14 protein-coding genes are annotated in these 18,904 nt (G+C 69.4%); 8 read left to right on the top strand and 6 right to left on the bottom strand.

The window, feature by feature from the left end; genetic code table 11:
- Positions 1-1,677, bottom strand: a complete 1,677-nt coding sequence (locus AC0IY1_RS12160) for an ABC transporter substrate-binding protein (RefSeq protein ID WP_471769821.1) — start codon at positions 1,675-1,677, stop codon at positions 1-3.
- 368 nt (positions 1,678-2,045) lie between these two features.
- Between AC0IY1_RS12160 and argE the strand changes: the two genes are divergently transcribed.
- The gene (gene argE / locus AC0IY1_RS12155) at positions 2,046-3,248 is read left to right on the top strand and encodes an acetylornithine deacetylase (protein ID WP_471769820.1); all 1,203 of its coding nucleotides are present in this window, start codon (positions 2,046-2,048) and stop codon (positions 3,246-3,248) included.
- Positions 3,249-3,608: 360 nt separating this feature from the next.
- Positions 3,609-4,811: a hydantoinase/carbamoylase family amidase gene (locus AC0IY1_RS12150; RefSeq protein WP_471769819.1), complete on the top strand. Its 1,203-nt coding sequence runs from the start codon at positions 3,609-3,611 to the stop codon at positions 4,809-4,811.
- Positions 4,812-5,641: 830 nt separating this feature from the next.
- Here AC0IY1_RS12150 and AC0IY1_RS12145 read toward each other — a convergent pair.
- The gene (locus tag AC0IY1_RS12145; RefSeq protein WP_471769818.1) at positions 5,642-6,541 is read right to left on the bottom strand and encodes an SDR family oxidoreductase; all 900 of its coding nucleotides are present in this window, start codon (positions 6,539-6,541) and stop codon (positions 5,642-5,644) included.
- Positions 6,542-6,639: 98 nt separating this feature from the next.
- Between AC0IY1_RS12145 and AC0IY1_RS12140 the strand changes: the two genes are divergently transcribed.
- The 3 genes from AC0IY1_RS12140 (at position 6,640) to AC0IY1_RS12130 (ending at position 9,604) form a co-directional block, all read left to right on the top strand.
- Positions 6,640-7,503, top strand: coding sequence for a helix-turn-helix transcriptional regulator (locus AC0IY1_RS12140; protein ID WP_471769817.1), 864 nt, complete (start codon positions 6,640-6,642; stop codon positions 7,501-7,503).
- A 503-nt stretch (positions 7,504-8,006) separates the two neighbouring features.
- Entirely contained in the window at positions 8,007-8,252 is a 246-nt protein-coding gene (locus tag AC0IY1_RS12135) for a hypothetical protein (protein ID WP_103710915.1), read from the top strand.
- 539 nt (positions 8,253-8,791) lie between these two features.
- The gene (locus tag AC0IY1_RS12130) at positions 8,792-9,604 is read left to right on the top strand and encodes an alpha/beta hydrolase (protein ID WP_471769815.1); all 813 of its coding nucleotides are present in this window, start codon (positions 8,792-8,794) and stop codon (positions 9,602-9,604) included.
- 385 nt (positions 9,605-9,989) lie between these two features.
- Here the strand turns inward: AC0IY1_RS12130 and AC0IY1_RS12125 are convergent, their stop codons facing one another.
- From AC0IY1_RS12125 to AC0IY1_RS12115, 3 genes are read right to left on the bottom strand one after another with little or no spacing between them, the layout of a single operon-like run.
- Positions 9,990-12,479: a two-component system VirA-like sensor kinase gene (locus AC0IY1_RS12125; protein WP_471769813.1), complete on the bottom strand. Its 2,490-nt coding sequence runs from the start codon at positions 12,477-12,479 to the stop codon at positions 9,990-9,992.
- Complete coding sequence (locus AC0IY1_RS12120; RefSeq protein WP_471769811.1) at positions 12,476-13,531, bottom strand: cytochrome-c peroxidase; 1,056 nt, start codon at positions 13,529-13,531, stop codon at positions 12,476-12,478. Before AC0IY1_RS12120 ends, AC0IY1_RS12125 begins: the two co-directional genes overlap by 4 nt.
- 2 nt (positions 13,532-13,533) lie before the next feature.
- On the bottom strand, positions 13,534-14,295 hold the full coding sequence (locus AC0IY1_RS12115) for a response regulator (RefSeq protein WP_471769809.1): 762 nt from the start codon (positions 14,293-14,295) through the stop codon (positions 13,534-13,536).
- A gap of 806 nt (positions 14,296-15,101) precedes the next feature.
- On the opposite strand from AC0IY1_RS12115, the gene AC0IY1_RS12110 reads away from it, so the two are divergent.
- The 3 genes from AC0IY1_RS12110 (at position 15,102) to AC0IY1_RS12100 (ending at position 18,476) form a co-directional block, all read left to right on the top strand.
- Positions 15,102-16,373, top strand: a complete 1,272-nt coding sequence (locus tag AC0IY1_RS12110; protein WP_471769807.1) for a glycosyltransferase — start codon at positions 15,102-15,104, stop codon at positions 16,371-16,373.
- A gap of 14 nt (positions 16,374-16,387) precedes the next feature.
- Positions 16,388-17,632, top strand: a complete 1,245-nt coding sequence (locus tag AC0IY1_RS12105) for a Bcr/CflA family efflux MFS transporter (RefSeq protein ID WP_471769805.1) — start codon at positions 16,388-16,390, stop codon at positions 17,630-17,632.
- Positions 17,633-17,723: 91 nt separating this feature from the next.
- Complete coding sequence (locus AC0IY1_RS12100; protein WP_471769803.1) at positions 17,724-18,476, top strand: alpha/beta fold hydrolase; 753 nt, start codon at positions 17,724-17,726, stop codon at positions 18,474-18,476.
- Positions 18,477-18,633: 157 nt separating this feature from the next.
- Here the strand turns inward: AC0IY1_RS12100 and AC0IY1_RS12095 are convergent, their stop codons facing one another.
- A complete protein-coding gene (locus tag AC0IY1_RS12095; RefSeq protein ID WP_471769802.1) occupies positions 18,634-18,810 on the bottom strand; it encodes a hypothetical protein in 177 nt (58 codons plus the stop codon).
- Between the last annotated feature and the right edge of the window lie 94 nt (positions 18,811-18,904).

Raw genomic sequence — 18,904 nt, 5'->3', positions numbered from 1 at the left:
TCACGGGGTCAGTTCCACGTTCATCACCAGCGTGTACTGATCGATGCGCGGCACGTAGCGCAGGCCCTTGGCCGTGGCCCAGGGCGTCACCTCGAAGTGAAGCGGGATCAGCGGGTAGTCCTTCATGGCGAGCGCCGAGGCCTGCCGAAGCAGATCCTCGCGCTTCGCCTCCTCGAAGGTCGCCATCGCCTCGACCGTCAGTCGGTCGACCTCGCGGTTGCAGTAGCGCCCGCGATTTGTGAAGCCGAGCCCCTTCACCGGGTCGAAGCACAGCAGCAGCGAGTTCAGGGAGTTCGACATGTCGCCCGAGTCCGCTCCCCAGCCGGAGAGATAGGCCGAGAACTCGAACTTGTTGCGCCGGGTGAAGAAGGTCGAAGCCGTGGAGGCGTCGATGCCGGTCTTCACGCCGATGCGGGTCCACATCTGCGCGATGACCTGTGCCACCTTCTCGTCGTTGATGTAGCGGTCGTTCGGCGTGCCGAGCGTGATCTCGAACCCGTTCGGATAACCGGCTTGCGTGAGCAGGTCCTTGGCCCCCTTGGGGTCGTAGGGCACGATCGGGAAGTCCTTGGTCGTGCCGGAGAGCGGGTAAGGCAGGATCTCGCCCGCCGCCTGCGCCACTCCGCCCATCACCCGCTCGACGATGGCCTTCCGGTCGACCGCCTTGGAGAGGGCTTCCCGCACGCGAACGTCACGCAGGGGGTTCCGGTCGGTGCCCTTGATGGTCGGGGTCTTCCAGTCCGGCCCATCGAACTGGTCGAGATGGACGTAGATGATGCGGTTCGACAGCCCCTTGGTTACGGTGAACCCGGCCCCCTCGATCCGGGGCAGGTCCTGGATCGCCGGGCTCTCGATGAGATCGACGTCGCCGGCGAGCAGCGCCGCGACCCGCGGTCCCGTCGAGGGGATCGGCTTCATCGTCACCTTGTCGAAGGCGGACTTGGGTCCCCAGTAGGACGGGTTCGGCGCCAGCACGATCTGCGTGCCGCGGACGTATTCCCGCAGGACGTAGGGGCCGGTGCCGACCGAGACCTTCGGATCGGCGAAGTCGGTGGACCGCGGCGGCGTTCCCATGCCGGTGCAGCCGCCCTTGGCGAAGGTCACCGCGCCCGCGGCCCCCGACGCCTTGGCGCTCAGCATTCCGAGCGCCGTCAGGTTCGTGGGCAGAAGCGGCAGCGGGCCGTCGGTGGTCACCACCACGGTGAGCGGATCAGGCGCTTCGACCCGCGTGAAGGGTTTGACGAAGGTGGCGAAGGACGAGGGCGAATTCTCGACCAGCGGGATCCGGCAGAAGGTGTAGATCACGTCCTGCGCCGTGAACGGCGTGCCGTCCGAGAAGGTCACGCCGGGCCGCAGCTTGAACTCCCAGGTGGTCGTATCGCGCGGCGTCCACGACAGGGCGAGCGAAGGCTTGAGCCTCATCTGGGCGTCCGTATCGACGAGCGACTCGAAGATGTGCCGGCGCAAGGCGTTGTTGGGCCCGAGGTTGTGGAAGTGCGGATCCATCGAGGTCGGCTCGGCGCTCAGGCCGACCCGAAGGTCCCGCGCCTGCGCCGCATCGCCCGCGAGGGCGACGACACCCGAGATGGCGACGACACCTGAGATGGCGAGGCCGGCCACGGCCCGAATCCAGCATAGGCCGGGGGTCCGCCCGGCAGTCTCAGGCGTCTGCGTCATCAAGGATGTCCGTCGTGGATCGTGAAACGGCGTGAGGCACGGGCAGGGCCGAGCCCAGCGGCAGCAAGGTCTGCCTCTCTGGGCCGGAAGCGTCAATCATGCCAAACCGTGACGTGACGGTCCAAACGTCTTTGCAGACGAACGCCGACTGATCCGTTACCAAGGCGGTTGCTTACCGCTCCGGCGACCGCTGCCCGGACTCGGGTTTCGGATCGGGCCCGGGGTTTCCGCCGGGCTTCGCAGCCGTGGGACCGGTGATCCGCGTTTCGGCTCCGGCCCGGATCCGACAGGTCGCCACACACTGCTCCGGCACACGATCGAAAGCCGTGACGCGAAATCCATGACGCCAAAGCCATGACGCCAAAGCCATGACGCGACAGACCCGGATAACGTCAGATGCCCCCTCGCGAGCGGAGGTGCCCGATAGCGTCGCGATTCTCGCCACGCTCGTCGCTTTCGACACAGTCAGCACGCGCTCGAACCTACCGCTGATCGACTGGGTGGAAGCCTTCGCCCGTGGTCATGGGGCCGCGGTGGAGCGGGTCCCGGACGCCACCGGCAACAAGGCGGCTCTCTGGATCAGCGTGGGGCCCGGGGACAAACCGGGTTACGTGCTCTCGGGCCACAGCGACGTGGTCCCGGTCGAGGGCCAGCCTTGGTCGTCCGATCCCTTCGTCCTGCGCGAGGAGGCAGGGCGCCTCTACGGTCGCGGCACTTCCGACATGAAGGGCTTCCTCGCCGTCTGCCTCGCTGCGTTACCTGCGATGATCACGGCGGGGCTCACGACACCGATCCATCTCGCGATTTCCTACGACGAGGAAATCGGCTGCCTCGGCGTCCGCCCCCTCATCGCGCGGATGCTGGAACGGGGCCTGCACCCGCGCGGCTGTTTCGTCGGCGAACCGACAGGAATGGAGGTGGTCGTCGGCCACAAGGGGAAGTCTGCTGCGCGCGTCACCTTTCGGGGCCTCGCCTGCCATTCGGCATTGGCCCCGCAGGGCGTCAATGCGGTGGAGTACGCGGCCCGCTTCATCGAACATGTGCGGCTCTCGGCCGAGGCACTCGTTCGTGACGGGCGGCGGGACGCACTCTACGATGTGCCCCACACCACGGGCCTGTCCAGCGTCGTCCGTGGCGGATCGGCGCTCAATATCGTGCCGGAAACCTGCTCGGTGGAGTTCGAGTACCGCGCGATCGGTGGCGACGATGCGGCGGCTCTCGCGGCGGCGGCGATCGCCTATGCCACGGACATCTTGGCGCCGATGATGCAGGCCGTCGATCCTGCCTGCGGCGTCGCGATAGAGCCGCTGATCGACTATCCGGGCCTTGAGACCCGCCCGGAGGCCGAGATCGTCACCCTGGCCAAGACGCTCGCCGGCCGAAATGGCCACGCCAAAGTTTCCTACGGAACCGAGGCCGGCCTGTTCGAGGCGCTGGGCAACACGCCGAGCGTGGTGATCGGCCCGGGCTCCATCGCGCGCGCGCACAAGGCGGACGAGTATGTGACCCGCGACGAACTCGAAGCCTGTGCAGCCTTTATCCATCAGCTCATCGCGCACAGCTGCATCTGAAAGGGAACACGCCCGTTTTCGTCGATGCCGGCAGGCGTCATGACGGCATCAACCTCAGCTCAAACCTCTTGAACCCACGATGAAAACACGCTTGGCATCAGTCCTGGCGAACATGAGTCCTGGCGAAGCAGGAAATTCCCTGTCCGCGAAGATCACCCAGCGTCTCAACATCAGCCATGACAGGCGGGCGACGGGCCGTGGCCTCTGTGGGTTCGCGAGCGGGGGACGAGACGGCGCTGTGGTCAGGCGATCTTTCCTCGCTCGGCTGGGAGTCCGAGGGTGGATGGGCGGCGCGAAGCGGCCGAATTCCCCTCTGCACGAGGCTTGCAGGGTTCGGGCGCTCAGAGGCCGGACCCTGCAATGACCAAGATCGATACGGACGCTTTCCTCGCCGACCTGTACGCCTTGCGCGAGATCGGCCAGTTCCGGACCGGTGTTCACCGGCCCACCTTCTCGCCCCAAGATATGGAATCGCGCCGCTGGCTGATGGCGCGACTCGAGGGATGCGGACTTGAGGCATCGATCGATGGAATCGGCAACGTCCTCGGGCGTCATCGCGGCCCAGGCCCCCACCTCCTCGTAGGCAGCCACATCGAGACCCAGAACGAGGCTGGCTGGCTCGACGGGGCGCTCGGCGTCGTCGCCGGCTTGGCGCTGGCCCGGGCCGGCCTTCCGGTCGACGTCGTCGCCTTCGCGGACGAAGAGGGGCATTTCTCCGGCGGCTTCCTCGGGAGCCGCTCAGCGATCGGTGACCTGACCGAGGCCGAGATCGACGCCGCCCGCAACCGGACCGACGGCACGCCCCTGCGCGCGGCCCTCGAATCGGCCGGTCTCGCGGGGCAACCGCGGACGCGATTGGATCCCGCCCGCTACCGCGGCTTTCTGGAACTGCATATCGAACAGGGCACGCAGCTAGAGGCCGCCGGCCTGCATCTCGGCGTGGTCAGCGGCATCGTGGCGATCTGGCAGTTCCGGATCGTTTTCGAAGGCCATCAGGACCATGCCGGCGGCACCACCATGGCCGAGCGCCGGGATGCCGGGCTCTCGGCGGTACGCCTGCTCGCGGCCATCGACCGGGAATTTCCGAAGGTCTGCGGCCCGCGCAGCACCTGGACGACGGGCCGGATCACCCTGGATCCCGGCGGCTACAGCATCATCCCAGGGCGCGCCGAGGTGGCCTTCCAGTTTCGCGACGTATCGATTCCGGTGCTGGAGCGGATGGAGGCTTGCCTCGACGCGCTGGTGCGCGAGTCGAACCGGCGGGAGCGCTGCACCGCCACGCTCCTCGCGCTGTCGAAGGCGATCCCCGCCCCTTGCGACCCCGACCTGATGCGAGCCCTCTCGGAGGCTGCCGAGGAGGTCTGCCCCGGCCTCTGGCAGGTGATGCCCTCGGGGGCCGGCCACGACGCCCAGAACGTCGCCCGCATCCTCCCGGCCGCGATGCTGTTCGTCCCATCGATCGGCGGCATCAGCCACCATTGGGCGGAGAATACCACCGACGCGGATTTGGCCTTCGGCGTGCGCGCGCTCGGAGCGGCGGCGGAGCGGGTGCTCAGCGGCTGATTTCGCCCGGCGTTTCCGGAGTTCCCGTCGACCGTCCAGCCGCTTGGCCTGCTACCGTCCGCGAGGGGCGCGGACCGCGGCTGGGCCAACCGCACCGTGGGTTTCCTCTCGACACAGCGCGTGCAAGGCGCGGATGTCCGGGTCGAGCGGGAACATGGCGCTGGTCCGGATCAGGGCCCGGACCCGGCTCGGCGAACCGATCTGTGCCTCACCGCGCCTCGAGGCAGCATCCATGAGGGAGACGGCGATATGGCTCTGGTTCGAGCGATGCGCACGCGTATCGTGCGGGTGCGCTGCCGGGACGATGCGACACGGTCGTCGGTGACCCACGCGCCTTCGGGTCGTTGCCCGTGCCTGTGGTTGAGAACGCCAACCCGAGGCAGCAGCATGGGGCCGTCGCGCCAATGCCAGGGCTTGGTGTGGTCGGCACCCGCGTCGACGATGGGGCAGTGCTCGTCGCCGTCCGCACGGAGCGACACAGCCGAAATCGTCTGCCCAAGGCGGTCGCTGGACCGGAGCACGGCACGACCCTGGCGACGAAGGACCACTTCAACCGGTGTGTCGATCCGTCAGTGAATGGCCCTGACGGTTCGGCGTGCTCGGGCCGCCCTACGAGACGGGACGCTGTCATCCGGCTTCCCACCGGTCCTGGTCAAAGATCGAAGACGACGGGCTTGCCCGCCGACGAAGAGCGGATCGGCGCACGTGACCGACAAAGGTCGGATAAGACGCGTCCATCCGCTCTACGTCCGGGGCGGGTGGATCTGCGACATCGCGCTTCCCATCGGGAACGGCGCCGACGCGGCCGGTCACGCGCCGCGTCCGTCGTCTCAGGACGGGGGGCGGGAATAGTCCATCCGCTCAAGGTCGGCCAGCAATCCCGGCCCGGTCGGATGCCAGCCGAGCCGCGCCTGCGTCCAGGCCTTGGATGCCGACATGTCGAGGCCGGCGAACATGCCGAGCCACCCGAAATGTCCGGCCGCCTCTTCCGGCGACAGGGCCGTCACGGGCACCTTCAGGCCGCGGCCGATGACCTCCGCGATGTCGCGGGCACGGACCCCCTCCTCGGCGACGGCGTGGTAGCGAGCCCCCGCATCCGCGTTTTCCACGGCGAGGCGATAGAGGCGCGCCACGTCGAGCACGGGACCTGCCGCCCAGCGGTTCGCCCCGTCCCCGACATAGGCCGATACGCCTTTGGCGCGCGCGAGATCGATCAGGTAGGTGACGAGCCCCTGCTTGACCGTGTCGTGGACCTGCGGGAGGCGCACCACCGAGACGTTCACACCCTCGTCCAGGAGCTCCGCCCCCGCGAGTTCCGAGGCCACGCGGGGGTTCGCATACGCGGCGTTGAAAACGTCCTCGGTCGCCGGCTGCCCTGGCTCTGAGCAACCGATGCCGACCCCGGAGGTGATCAGGAGGGGGCGGTCGGACCCCTTGAGCGCCGAGCCCAGGGCCGCGATGGCGCGCCAGTCCTTCTGACAGTTGGCGACGAAGTCGGAGAAGTCGTGGTCGAAGGCGGTGTGAATGACCCCGTCCGCCCTGGCAGCGCCGCGACGGAGACTGTCGACGTCCTCCAGGGTGCCGAGGAACGGTTCGGCCCCCGCTTCGGCCAGGGCCCGTGCTCCGGCCTCCGACCGCGTCATCCCGAGGACCCGATGGCCCGCGGAGAGGAGTTCGGGGATGATGGCCGAGCCGATGAAGCCGGTGGCGCCGGTGAGGAAGATGAGCATGGGATGCGGTCCGTTGGGTTCGGACGCCAACTATCCGCTCGGCGCCGATCCCGTTAAAGTAGTGACCGTATCCCGGTATACCGGCTAACAGGATCGCCATGCTTGCCAGCTCGGAAACCTCGCTCGGAGCATACCTGCGGGATCGGCGGACCAGGCTCGATCCTGCCGCGCTGGGGTTCTCGGGCCGCCGGCGCACGCCCGGCCTGCGCCGGGAGGAGGTCGCCCAGCGCTCGAACATCAGCGCCACTTGGTACACGTGGCTGGAGCAGGGACGTGGCGGAGCGCCCTCGGCTGACGTCCTGAACCGCATCGCGGTCGGGTTGATGCTGACCGAACCGGAGCGCGAGCACGTGTTCATGCTCGCCCTCGGGCGTCCTCCCGAGGTCCGCTACACGCCGAAGGAGGGGATCACCCCGCGCCTCCAGCGGTTGCTCGACACGCTTGAGGTCAGCCCGGCGCTGATCAAGACCGCGACCTGGGACGTGGTCGCCTGGAACCGGGCCGCCGCCGTGGTGCTGACCGACTGGGACACGGTCCCTCCCGGCGAGCGCAACATCCTGCGCCGCATGTTCGGCGACCCGCGCGTGCGAGCCGCGCAGCATGATTGGCAGAGCGTGGCGCGCTACGTCGTCGGGGCGTTCCGGGCGGATGCGGTGCGGGCGGGCGCCGCATCCGAGGTGAACGCATTGGCGGAGGAACTCAGTCGCACCAGCCCGGAATTCGCAGCCCTGTGGCGGGAGAACGACGTCCGGGCGCACACGGACGGGGTCAAGCGGCTCCGGCACCCGATCCTGGGTTCCATCGAGCTGGAGTTCTCGGCCTTCTCCGTGGACGGCCGTCCGGATCTCGGCATGATCGTCTACAACCCTGTCACGCCACGCGTTCGAGAGGGAATCGGCGCGCTGCTTCGGGGGTCCCGCGATCGGGCCGAGGCCGAGAGGCCCCGCACGGACCCGGCTTGAATCCGCAGGGACGTCCCGGAAGGCGTGACGTCGATCCTCCGCATCTCGACGGAATCGACCGGACCGCTTTAGCTCCGCATGCGGCAAACGTCACGGCAGGCGAGATCATCGGACCGGACCCCATCGGTCTCACCGCCGCCGGGGATCGGCAGATTTCCAAGGGTCGATTTTCGGACGGCCGAGGCATGAGGCGGCCGTCGTTTTCGGACCCGCGCACGACCCGAGAAACCTGGGAACGTCCGCTCCTCGCCCCTGAGAAAGCAGCGATGGACGACCGGGTCGGGTGGTTTTCTCCCGTCCGCTTCCGCGCGAGAGGATAAGAAAAGCAGCCGTTCAACTTGGCTGCGGAGGTCTGCGGCCCTGCGCCAGCTCGGATTGGGATTCGATACCCGCACGCGTCTGCCCGTTACCCCTCCGCAATCTGGGTGACGGGTGCAACGGTTCGGACGGTACCGACGTTTTCGCTCCCGACCCGAAGCACTTGGGGGTCGTGGGAGCAGAACATGCTGATACGTTTCGGGTTGACCTTCATTCTGGCCGCCACGGCGGCCGGCGCCGCCCTGGCCGCACCGATGTCCGACGAGGACAAGGCCGCCCTGCAGCAGCAGTGCGCCGGCGATTTCACGACCTTCTGTGCGGGACTGCCGCCCGAAGACGGTCCCGAGACTCAGGCATGCTTCCAGAAGAACATGTCGAAGCTTTCCCCCGGCTGCCAGAACGCCATCCAAGCCTATAAGAAAAAGGGCTGAGGGACACCGCAGGCGTCGGACTGACGTCCGTGGCAGTCGCCGTGAACGTCAGTCCGATGGCTTTGACAGGAAGACGCCCGGCGACATCTGCGCCGAACACACCTCACCGCGGACCCGTGGCCATGCTCGGCCGATAGCCGTGACGCGAGAAGACGTGACCGCCGTGCCGCGGGAGACGGGCGCCGCCCGAGCGGAGATCCGTGATGTCGCCCAGGCCGATGTGAGGGACGGGCAACAGCAGACGACCCGTGGCACCGTATCGTCGCCGGCCTGGCAGTGAGCGACTGGCGACCCAGCATCGCTCTGGACAGACGCATCGGTATCCGACCCGCACGTCCTATGAGCCGGTCTCGACCGAAGGTCGGCTTTCGGGCCTCGAACGCGTGTCCGCCTGCCACCGCGAGCCGACGTTGATGGACCGCTCGCGACCGGCCGCCCCCGAAGAAACCGATGGCTTTGCGCACAACGTGCAAGGAGGCACGCGCCGTCCTCGTGAAGCGTGCGAGACAGTCCGGTCGGTCTCTTCGGGGCGCGTTGCGATGCTGAACACATTCACCCGCTCGCTCGTCGCCGTGAGCCTGCTCGGCACGCCGGCCATCGCTCAGACCGGATCGGCGCGGCAAACCCTTGTCGCGGGAGAGCGGGTGGTGGATCTGCCGCTCGGCGACGGTCGAAACCAGCGCGTCCTCTACGAGGCACCGCCTCACCCCCGGGCAACGCTGGTGATGTTGCCGGGGGGCTCCGGCGACATCGGCGTCGGGCGCGAGGGCGACCTGCGACACCAGGAGAATTTCCTTGTCCGCACGAGGGCCGACTGGGTGGCGAGGGGCTACGCCGTCCTGATCCCGGACACGATCGATCGGGCGAACCTGCGAGGCAGGCGAAGCGCTCCAGCCTACGGCCGTCTGGTGGCCGGTCTGGCCGCCTTCGCCCGGGAGCAAGCGCCTTCGCCCGTCTTCCTCGTCGGCACCAGCCAGGGGACGATCGCGGCGGTGAGCGGCGCCGCCCAAGCCGGGCCGGGTCTCCTTGCGGGCCTGGTGTTGACCGAGGCCGTGTCGTTACCGGGACGACGGAGCACCGAAACGGTCTTCGACGCGGATCCGCAGAGCGTGCGCGTTCCGGTGCTCGTCGTGGCCAACCGCAAGGACACCTGCGATGTGACCCCACCCGAGATGGCTCCACGCATCGCCGCCGCCCTGCCGCACGCGCCGAGTGTCCGCATCCTTGCGGTCAGCGGCGACATGCGGAGCTCGGCCCGGGACTGCGCTTCGCTCTCACCTCATGGTTACGACGGCATCGAGGCGGCGGTGGTGGGCGGGATCGTCGGGTGGCTGCAAATGCACGGCGGTTGACCGGAGCGGCCCAACGCGCGGTCGCCGAGCGGGTGCGTGCGTCCGGGCCGTTGCCGCGTGGACGGGTCCCGCGGACGGTGAGAGCGGCCCGAACGCGCCGGGAGAGACCCGGGCGCGTGGGCAGCACGTCGCGCCTCGCCTGCGGGCGAGCCGCAACGACCACGTCAGGGCCGAGCAGGGGCGGTACGCGCACCGCCTCCCGCCGCGGCGCCGCGGCGGGAAGGCGGATCAGGCGTTGCGGCGCAGGGCCGCCAAGATGACCGAGCGCGCCCACGCCGTCCGGCGCCAGCGGCGGCATGGCGGGGTGAAGCAGGCTTGCCCGCCCGCTTGCCCGCCCGCTTGCCCGCCCGCTTGCCCGCCCGTGTCGGGGCTCCGGGATGACGTGCTACTGCGCGACCACGCGATCCTCGGCGACCGTGCGCTGGGGCGGCGCGCTCCGCGCTTCCGACCCCAGGTGTCGCCGCAGCGTGAGTGCGAGCGCGCTCGAACGCCAGGGTCGGTGCGCGACATCGACGATCGGAATCGCCGAGAGAACCTCCGGTCGTACCGTGTCCGAGGCCGACAGGGAGAGGATGATCGGACGATCGACGATACGGGCGGCGCGGCGGGCGAAGGCGAGACCGAGCGAACGCGACGGCTGGTTCTCGACGATCAACACGTCGAAGCGCTTCGGCTCCGTCCGCAGAGCGGTCAGCGCCGCGTCCGGATCTGTGTAGCCGATCGGCTCGTAACCCAGGGCCGCGAGGGTCTCCTCATCCTCCTGCACCGTGGCGCGCGCGGCTCCAACGATCATCACAGTGCCGCCGGCGGCCGGGACGCCGCGCTCCGACGCCGCGCGTGCGGCCAGCCACACCTCGAACGCGCTGCCGGCGCCCGGGGCGCTCCGGACGTCGAAGGCGCCCGCCTGTTCCTGGACAAATTCGAACGCCGTGGCGAGACCGAGCCCCGTTCCGGCCGGACGCGTGGTGAAGAACGGCTCGAAGATCCGTGCGCACGTGGCCTCGTCCATCCCGCAGCCCGCGTCGGACACGCGGATGCGGGCGTAGGTGCCGGATGGCAGCTCTCCGTGCGAGAAGGCCCGCGGCTCTGGTAATCGGACCCGTTCGAGCTGCACGTCGACCGCGGCACCCGGCTCGGACGCCTGGATGGCGTTGCGGATCAAATTGTGGATCACCTGCTGCAGCTGCGCCGGCTCGCCGTCGACGATCGCGCCGTCGGTGGTCCCGGTCAGGCGGATCGCGGTCGGGTCGGCGGTCGATGTGCGGATCACGTCCACCGTCTCGGCCACGATCGCGTCGACCGCACTCGTGTTCTGCGATGAGCAGCCCCGCCGCCCGTAATCCAGGATCTGTCCCGCGATCTCATGGGCCCGACCACCCGCTTGGACCAGCAGCCCGATATGCTCGGTTGCCCGTCCCGGATCGACCGGCAGGGCATCCGCGGCGATCTCGGCATGACCGAGCATGACGTTGAGGACATTGTTGATGTTGTGCGCCACGCCGCTGGCGAAGATCCCGATCGCTTCGAGTCGCTGCGCGCGCCGCAGGGCCGCCTCGATCTCGCGACGTTCGGCCCAGACGTGCTGGCGCTCGAGCGCCGCGCCGAAGCTTTCGGCCACGACGCGCAGGAGCCCGCGCGAGTGCCGCATCCAGGGAGGCAGGACGCTGATGGTGCGCTCGAAGCACAGCACACCGACGATGTGTCCGCCCCGTCGCAGGCGCGCGCAGGTGAACGTTGCGACCCCGCGCTGCGCCAGGGGGCGAACCAACGCCGGGGGCCCGATTTCGTCGGCGGTCTCGACGAAAATGTAGTCTTCGGACGCAGCGATAATGTCAGGCACGAGAGCACGTTGCGCGAGCGGCCAGCCGCGGGGCGCCTGCAGCCCCGCTCGGTTCCACAAGTGGACCGTGTCGGAACCGTCGAGCATCAGGATGTAGCAATGGTCCGTGCAGGCTCCCGTGCTGACCATCGCCATGACATCGACGATGCGCGATGCAATCTCGTCGGGCTGGCTCGCCGAGAAATGGTTGGCGGCCTGCGCGACGACCGATTGAAAGGCGATCGTTCGGCGCAGGACGAGGGTCCCCGCTCGCATCAGCAGGCCTACGCGCACCACCAAGGCCACCAAGCACAAGGCGGCCGCATAGAGGGCGAGACGGAATCCGTCCGCGCGGGCCTGCCGCTGGTCCCGAAGGGTACGGCGAGCCTCCAGGAGCGCTTGGCGCGCCGCCTCGCTCGACGAGTTCGGCAGGGAACGGGCGACGGTGTCGACCTGCGGCAGCAGATCCAAGAGCTGGCGCCCGTGCAGGACGATGGCGGAGATGTCCGCACCGCGGTCCGAAGGTGCGCTCGCCGCCAGGACATCGAGCCGCGTGCGGATGTCGTCGAGGCGCTTGGGGCTCGCTTCGCGGGCAAGTTCCGAGACCCGGATCTGCAGGGCGGCGACCGCGCGGGCGAGTTTGGGATCGATGTCCGGCTCCGAAAGCCGATCGCTGAGGGAGTCGAAGTAGGCGATCGAGTTCTGCACCAGGGCATTGCCGGTCTTGAAGCGCTCGACCATCTGCGCCTCCCGGGCGATCGCCTCGGCGAGCGAGCGCATCTCGCCATCGTCCGGTCCGCTCGCCGCCTGCAACCCGGACAGCGCCGCTTGCATTTCGTGAAGGTGGGCCACGATCGGATCGTAGTTGCGCAGGAGCCCGGTCCGCGCCCGGAGCACGTCGTGCTGCATCCGGGATTCGGCGAGAGCGATGGCATCGACCGTGCGCCGGGTCTGCGCAAAGGCGGCGTCCATCTCGCCCTTGCCGTTGATCATCAGCCACGTAAGCAGGGCGGCCAGCAGCACCCCGAGGACGGCGGCCTGCAGGGTCAGCCTCATGGCTGAGGCCGGGCATCTGGCTGAGGCCGGGCATCTGGCTGAGGCCGGGCATCTGGCTGCGGCAGCGCGTCGGGCGCCCGCGAAGCCGTGAGGGGACGCCCCTCGTAGAAACCCGTGAGCGTGCCGAGGAACGCCACGATCGCGCTGGTTTGCGCTTCGGTGAGCTCACGGCCGAGTTGCACCCGGGCCATCAGCCGCACCGCCTCGGGGAGCGTGGCGACGCCGCCGTCGTCGAAGTAGGGCGCCGTCACCGCGACGTTGCGCAGGCTCGGCACGCGGAGCACCTCGGCGGCCTTGTCGGGGATCGTGACGAAGATCCCGACTTTCTCGAACAGGTTGCCGCCGACGTTGACGCCCTGGTGGCAGGCCGCGCAGCCGATGCCCTTGAACAGGGCGTAGCCTGCCCGCTCCGACTCGGTGATCGCATGGACGTCGCCGTGCAGCCACCGGTCGAAGCGGCTGTCGGGAGTGAGCAGGCTGCGCTCGAAGCTGTTGATCGCGTCGATCACCGCCGCTCGATCGACGTCCCGGCCATAGGTCGCCCGGAACGGACCATCGAGGGCCGGGTCGGCTTGGATCACCGCGAGGATGTGGGGCCACGATCCGCCCAGGAACTCCGGCCGGGTCAGGGCGATCTCGGCTTGGTCCCGCAGCGTCGGGATGTCGCCCGCCCACCCTAAGCGGAAGCTCAGCGCCGCGTTGAAGGCCGTCGGCGTATTGCGCGGCATCGGCGTGCCGTCAGTGGTCACATTCCTGGCGGCCGCGCTCGCGCCGTTGCTGCGGAGATCGTGACAGGTGATGCAGGCCCGGTCGCCCCCACGCGACAGCCGGGTGTCGGCGAACAGCATCCGGCCGAGGGCGACCCGCTCCGGATCCGCCCCGAGACTGCTCGGGACGGGGGTGATGACGTCCCGGGCCTCCACGGCCTCAGCCGGTTGCGGGGCTCCGGGCGGCCCTTCCCCGGCGGCCAGCGGCAGGATGGCCAGGGCGCCGCCGATGAGGACGGCGCCGAACGCCGCCACGGGGGAACGGGCCCGGCGCGACGGCGCCACGATCACAGCCTCTCGACCGGTACGGCGAAGACGTAGCCGATGCCGCGCTCGGTCACGATCAGACGCGGCGCGCTCGGATCCGCCTCCAGCTTGCGGCGCAGCCGCAGGATCTGCACGTCGATGCTGCGGTCGAACACATCCTCGTGGACGCGCGTGGCTTGCAGGAGCTGCTCGCGGCTCAGGGGACGCTGGGGGGCATCGAGGAAGGCAGCCAGCAGCGCGTACTCGCCCTTGCTCAGGGCGACGTCCGCACCGTCGGGGTTGGTCAGGCGCCGGCGCCGGCGGTCGAGCACCCAGCCGTCGAAGCGGCTGCGATGGGAGTCCTGAACCCGCGTCGGGGCGGGCGCGACCTCGGCCCGGCGCAGGATGACCCGCACCCGCGCCAGCAGCTCGCGCAGGCCGTAGGGTTTGACGATGTAGTCGTCCGCACCGAGTTCGAGGCCGATCACCCGGTCGATTTCGTCCCGGCGGTGGCCGGTGGTGATGATCACCGGCAGCTCGCTCCGGGCGCGCAGGTCGCGCAGCAGGTCGAGGCCGTTCTCCGATCCCAGGCGCAGGTCGAGCACCACGAGGTCGAACGCGCCCTCCGCGAGCCGCCGCTCCGCCTGCTTCCGGTCCGTCGCCGGGGTGACGTCGACATCGTGGTCGGCGAAGTGATCGGAGACGATGCGCTGGATGCCCGCATCGTCCTCGATGAGCAGGATGCGTGTCGTACCGGCCCGCGCACCTCGAGCCGGACCCCGGCTCAGACTGGGTTCGATCATTACCAACTCCTTCTCGCGGCAGCCTGCCGCGCCGGCACGATCTCGACAGGCCGGTTCGGAAACCGGGAGACCCGTCGCGCTAGAGCCGTATCCGGCCCGATTGCATCGGGCCGGCGTCTCCAGGGCGTTGTGTTTGCGCGCATCCTCCGACGAACCCGCGGCCGCCTCGTCGGACTGCGCTCCGGGCGATCAATCCCGGCAGCCCCCGTGTCCGTCGCCAGCCCGCCCCCGAATCCCGATCAGGTCGTGTCCGGGCGTCGGGCCTCGAACCGCCGATTTGGTATCACGCCCCCTAAAGGATTGCGCCCTTCATAATACGCGGTCGTTTCCGAGCAAGCATTCGCGTCAGACATGGCTTCCGTACGGGATTCAAAGAGATGTATTACCGTTGTAATACAAAATTTCTCAGGCCGAAACCGCGGCGTAATTGAGGAAATCGACAGTCATCATACCAAGTGCGGCAGGTTGATATGACTGTCTCCACGATTGCCGGGCGACGAACGCTCTGCCTCAGACGTTTTCACCTTTCCAGCTTTGGGCGTCGCGGGTCGTTCGCCGACCCTGTCGGATTGCCCGCCGCGAGGCGGCCGGTGCCTGCCGGTTCGGTCCCCTTGCCAGGTCCGGGACGCCGACCGGGACGCAACGGTCTCGTATACGCAAGGCGCGAGAGGTCGGTGACCAGCGTCGCCTTCGGCGGCTGCATCCCCATCATCCGCCCGGGTTAGATCGACCGTCTGCCCGTCGGCAAATCCCCCAAGCACGACCTGAAGACCGCACTCCCGTGCGCCCAGACTGGGAAACCCGCCATGTCGCTCGACGTCCTGTGCATCTCGTGGGGAACCACGGGCAATCTCAGCCCCGTGCTCACGGCAGCCCGGCAACTGCACCGGGCAGGTCACCATCCGCGCATCATGGCCGATCCAGCCATGCAGGCCGAGATCGCGGCGGCCGGCTTCCCGTTCGTCGGGTGGCGCCGGGCTCCGACCGGACAGGAGGCCGATCCGGTCGATTTCTCAGATCTGGCCGATTGGCTGCGCCAAGCCATGTTCGCCCCGGCAGGCGCCTACGCCGCGGACACGCTCGACGAGATCCGTCGCCTCCCGACCGACGCGGTCCTCAGCATCGACCTGCTGGTCGGCTGCGCCCTGGCCGCCGAGGTGGCCGGCATCCCGCACGCCGTCCTGTCGCCGCATATCAGCATTCGCCCGCTGCCCGGCATGCCCCCCGCCGCCAGCGGCCTGGCGCCGCCGCGGACGGAAGCGGAGCGGGCCGCGGTCGACGCAGCAACCGACACGATCGTTTTGGCAATGGAGCGCAGCCGACCGGCGCTCAACGACGCACGCCGCGCATTCGGGCTGGCGCCGGTCACGACCGCCTTCGCCCACTACGAACGGGCCGAGCGGGTCCTCCTGGCGGTCAGCCAAGCCTTCGACTTTGACGGGGCGGTGCTCCCCGCCAATTACCGCTACATCGGCCCGCTGCTCGACGAACCGATCTGGTCGCGGGGCGCCGGGACCCTGTGGTCCGGGGCGGACCGGCCGCGCATCCTCGTGGCCGGGAGCACCGGTGCCCAGAACCAGACCGACCTCCTCCGGCGGATCGTGCGCGCCGTCGGAACGGTCGAGGCCGAGACTATCGTGACCACCGGCCCGAACGTCGACGCCGCGGACCTGGACGCCCCCGACACCATGCGCGTCGTGGCGACCGCCTCCCATGACACCCTCATGACCGAGGCCGGCCTGGTGGTCTGCCAGGGCGGTCACGGGACCGTCAGCCGCGCATTGCTGCACGGCGTGCCGCTGCTGGTGATCCCGCTCGCCCGCGACCAAACCGACAACGCCGCCCGGATCGCGCTGCGCGGCGCCGGCCTGCGCCTGCCCACGACGGCGAGCGCGGACGAGATCGCGGCGGCGGTCCACCGGCTCCTGGCGGAACCGGGCTTCCGCACGGCCGCCGGGGGCCTCGGAGCCGCCGTCCGGGCCGATCTCGACGCGGGCGGGCTCGTCCGGGAGATCACCGCGATGGTCGCCGCGCAGCGGGGCGGCGCAGCCCGGGACGGAGGCCGGCTCTGGGGTTGAGGGGAACCGCCACCGTGCCGGTACGCCCCCGAATTCGCCCCGATTCGCGCGCCTTCTCGGCGCTGCTCGGGCTCCTCGCCGCACTCCCGACCTTCGGGATCGACATGATCTTGCCGAGCCTGTCCGAGACGGCGGCCGCGCTGCACGTCCCGGCCGCCGCGATGGGGGCCGCCATGGCCGTCTACCTGCTCGGGCTTGGGGCCGCGCTCCCGGTTTACGGGCCGGTCTCGGACCGTGTCGGCCGCCGGCCAGCGATTGTCTGCGGCTGCCTTCTCCTGATCGGAGGCAGCATCGGCTGCGCCGCAGCGCGGACCTTGCCGCACTTCCTGCTGTTCCGGGCCATCCAGGGGATCGGCGCGGCCGGCCCCGGTATGGCGGTCTTCGCGATGGTGCGAGATCTGTTCGCCGATGAGGTCGCGCGCGCCCGGATGTCCTTCGTCGTCCTGACCGTCAATGTGGTGCCCATGGTGGCCCCGACGCTGGGGGCCGGCCTGATGGACCTCGGCGGCTGGCGCCTGATCCACGCCGCACCGCTCGTGGCGGCCCTGACGGTCCTGGCGGCGATCCCACATTTCGCCGAAACCCTGCCTCGCGCCGCCGGCCCGGTTCCGGTCGGAATTCTGCGTCCCTATCGCACGATCCTGGGGTGCCGCGCCTTCCTCGGCCACGCCCTCTGCAACGCCGCGGCGGCGGGCGCAGTCTTCGCCTACATCACGGGCTCCCCGCTGGTTTTCCTCGACGCCCTCGGGTTCAGCCCGTCGGCCTACGGGCTCATCTTCGGGGCGAGTTCCCTGTCGGTGATGGCCGGCGCCGCCGTGAACGGCCGCCTCGCCGCCCGGGGCATCTGTCCCCACAGGGTGATCGGCGTCGGTCTTGCCGGAGCGACCCTCCTGGCGGCGATGCTCCTCCTCCATGCGCTGGCCTGCCCGCCCGCGGCGTCGCCGGTGATCGCTGCCATGGCGGGCACGAGCTTCGCATTCGGCCTCGTCTCGCCCAACGCCCTGCACGGTGCGACGGAGGCGAGCCCCGGGGCCGCCGGCACCGCCGGCGCCGTGGCGGTCTGCCTGCAGATGGTCGGAGCGGCCATCGCCAGCGATCTCGTCGCCCGGTTCTTCGACGGGCGCTCCGCCCTGTCGATGGCCACCGTGATGCTCGGCGGCTGTCTGGCGGCGACCGCCGCCTTGGCCGGCCTTGCGCGTCCGGCCGTCCTCGTCCCGCTCCCCCCTCGCAGCCACACCGAGAACCCGCATGATCTGTGACCCGCCCCCGTGGCAGCCCGTCCACCTCACCCGCGACGGCACCCGGCTCGCCCATATCGAGGCCGGACCCCTCGCGCCCCAGGCTCCCCCCTTGCTCCTGATCAACGGCTGGACCGGCGATCACGGGGTCTTCACGCCACAGATCGCGCATTTCTCGGGCACACGCCGCGTCGTGGCGGTCAACCTGCGCGGCCACGGTGCCAGCGATGCACCCGAGGGAGACTACGCGATGGAGGGCTTTGCCGACGACATTGCGTGGCAGTGCCGAACCCTGGGCTTGTCGAAGCCTGTCGTCATCGGTCACAGCCTCGGCGGCGCGGTGGCCCTGGAGCTGTGCGGCCGCCATCCCGAACTCGCCGCCGGTCTCGTGATGATCGACACGATCGTCCTGCCGTCGCCCGACACGGCGGGCAGCTCCGAAATCGAGGGCCTGCTGGCGGGCGTGGGCGGTTCGAACTACCGGACCGTCGTGCGCGACATGGCCTGGGCGATCGGATGCGACTACGATCATCCGGCGCGACGGCAGGCGCTCTTCGACACGTTCATCCGCGGCCCGGCGGAGCGGACGCCGCAGCACGTGGCTTACGCGGCGCTGCGCAGCATGGTGCTGCACCACGACCCCGTCCCGGCCGCACGCGCCTGCCGGATCCCCATGGTCTACATCTCGGCAGACGTCCCCCTGGTGGAACAGGCGCGGGACCTCGACAGGCTGCGTGAACTCTGCCCGCAACTGGTGACGGCGAAGACGCTGCTCGCGGGGCATTTCAATACCATCGAGGTCGCCGATCAGGTCAACGCGATGATCGAGCGGTTCCTGACTGTGGGCCTCAAGGCCCGCGGCTGAGAGGGTCGGTACACCTTACCGACCGCATCAGGTCAGACAATGCCTGTGTCCAGGGCGGGCATCCGGGACGGATGCCGCTCTGGACCGCGAGTCCGTCTCAGGTCTCGCGCCGCCTTGCCGCCTGGTTGCCCAGGAGGCGCTGCGCCGACGCCATGACCTAGAGGGTCTGGGGGCTCAGCTGCTGTTTGCGCGCCTGCCACGCGTCGTGCTGCAGGAGCGCGGCGAGGACCGTCACGCCGGGGATTGCGTGATCCAGGCCCTCGATCACGGATTGGGTGATCGTACGCCTCAGCAACGCTTCGAAGATGTCTTGGTCCGCTTGCTCTGCCCGCATGAGAAGTCCTCCCGTGATGCGGAGTCGTTCTCAGAGCACTCGATGACGGCACGATTTCAGAAATCGCGCCCCCTGCGAAGTCGTACACTGGACG

The organism is Methylobacterium sp. AC690, assembly GCF_979256535.1.
Note: the sequence above shows the minus strand (reverse complement) of the source record. Positions and strands in the feature narration are given on the sequence as shown.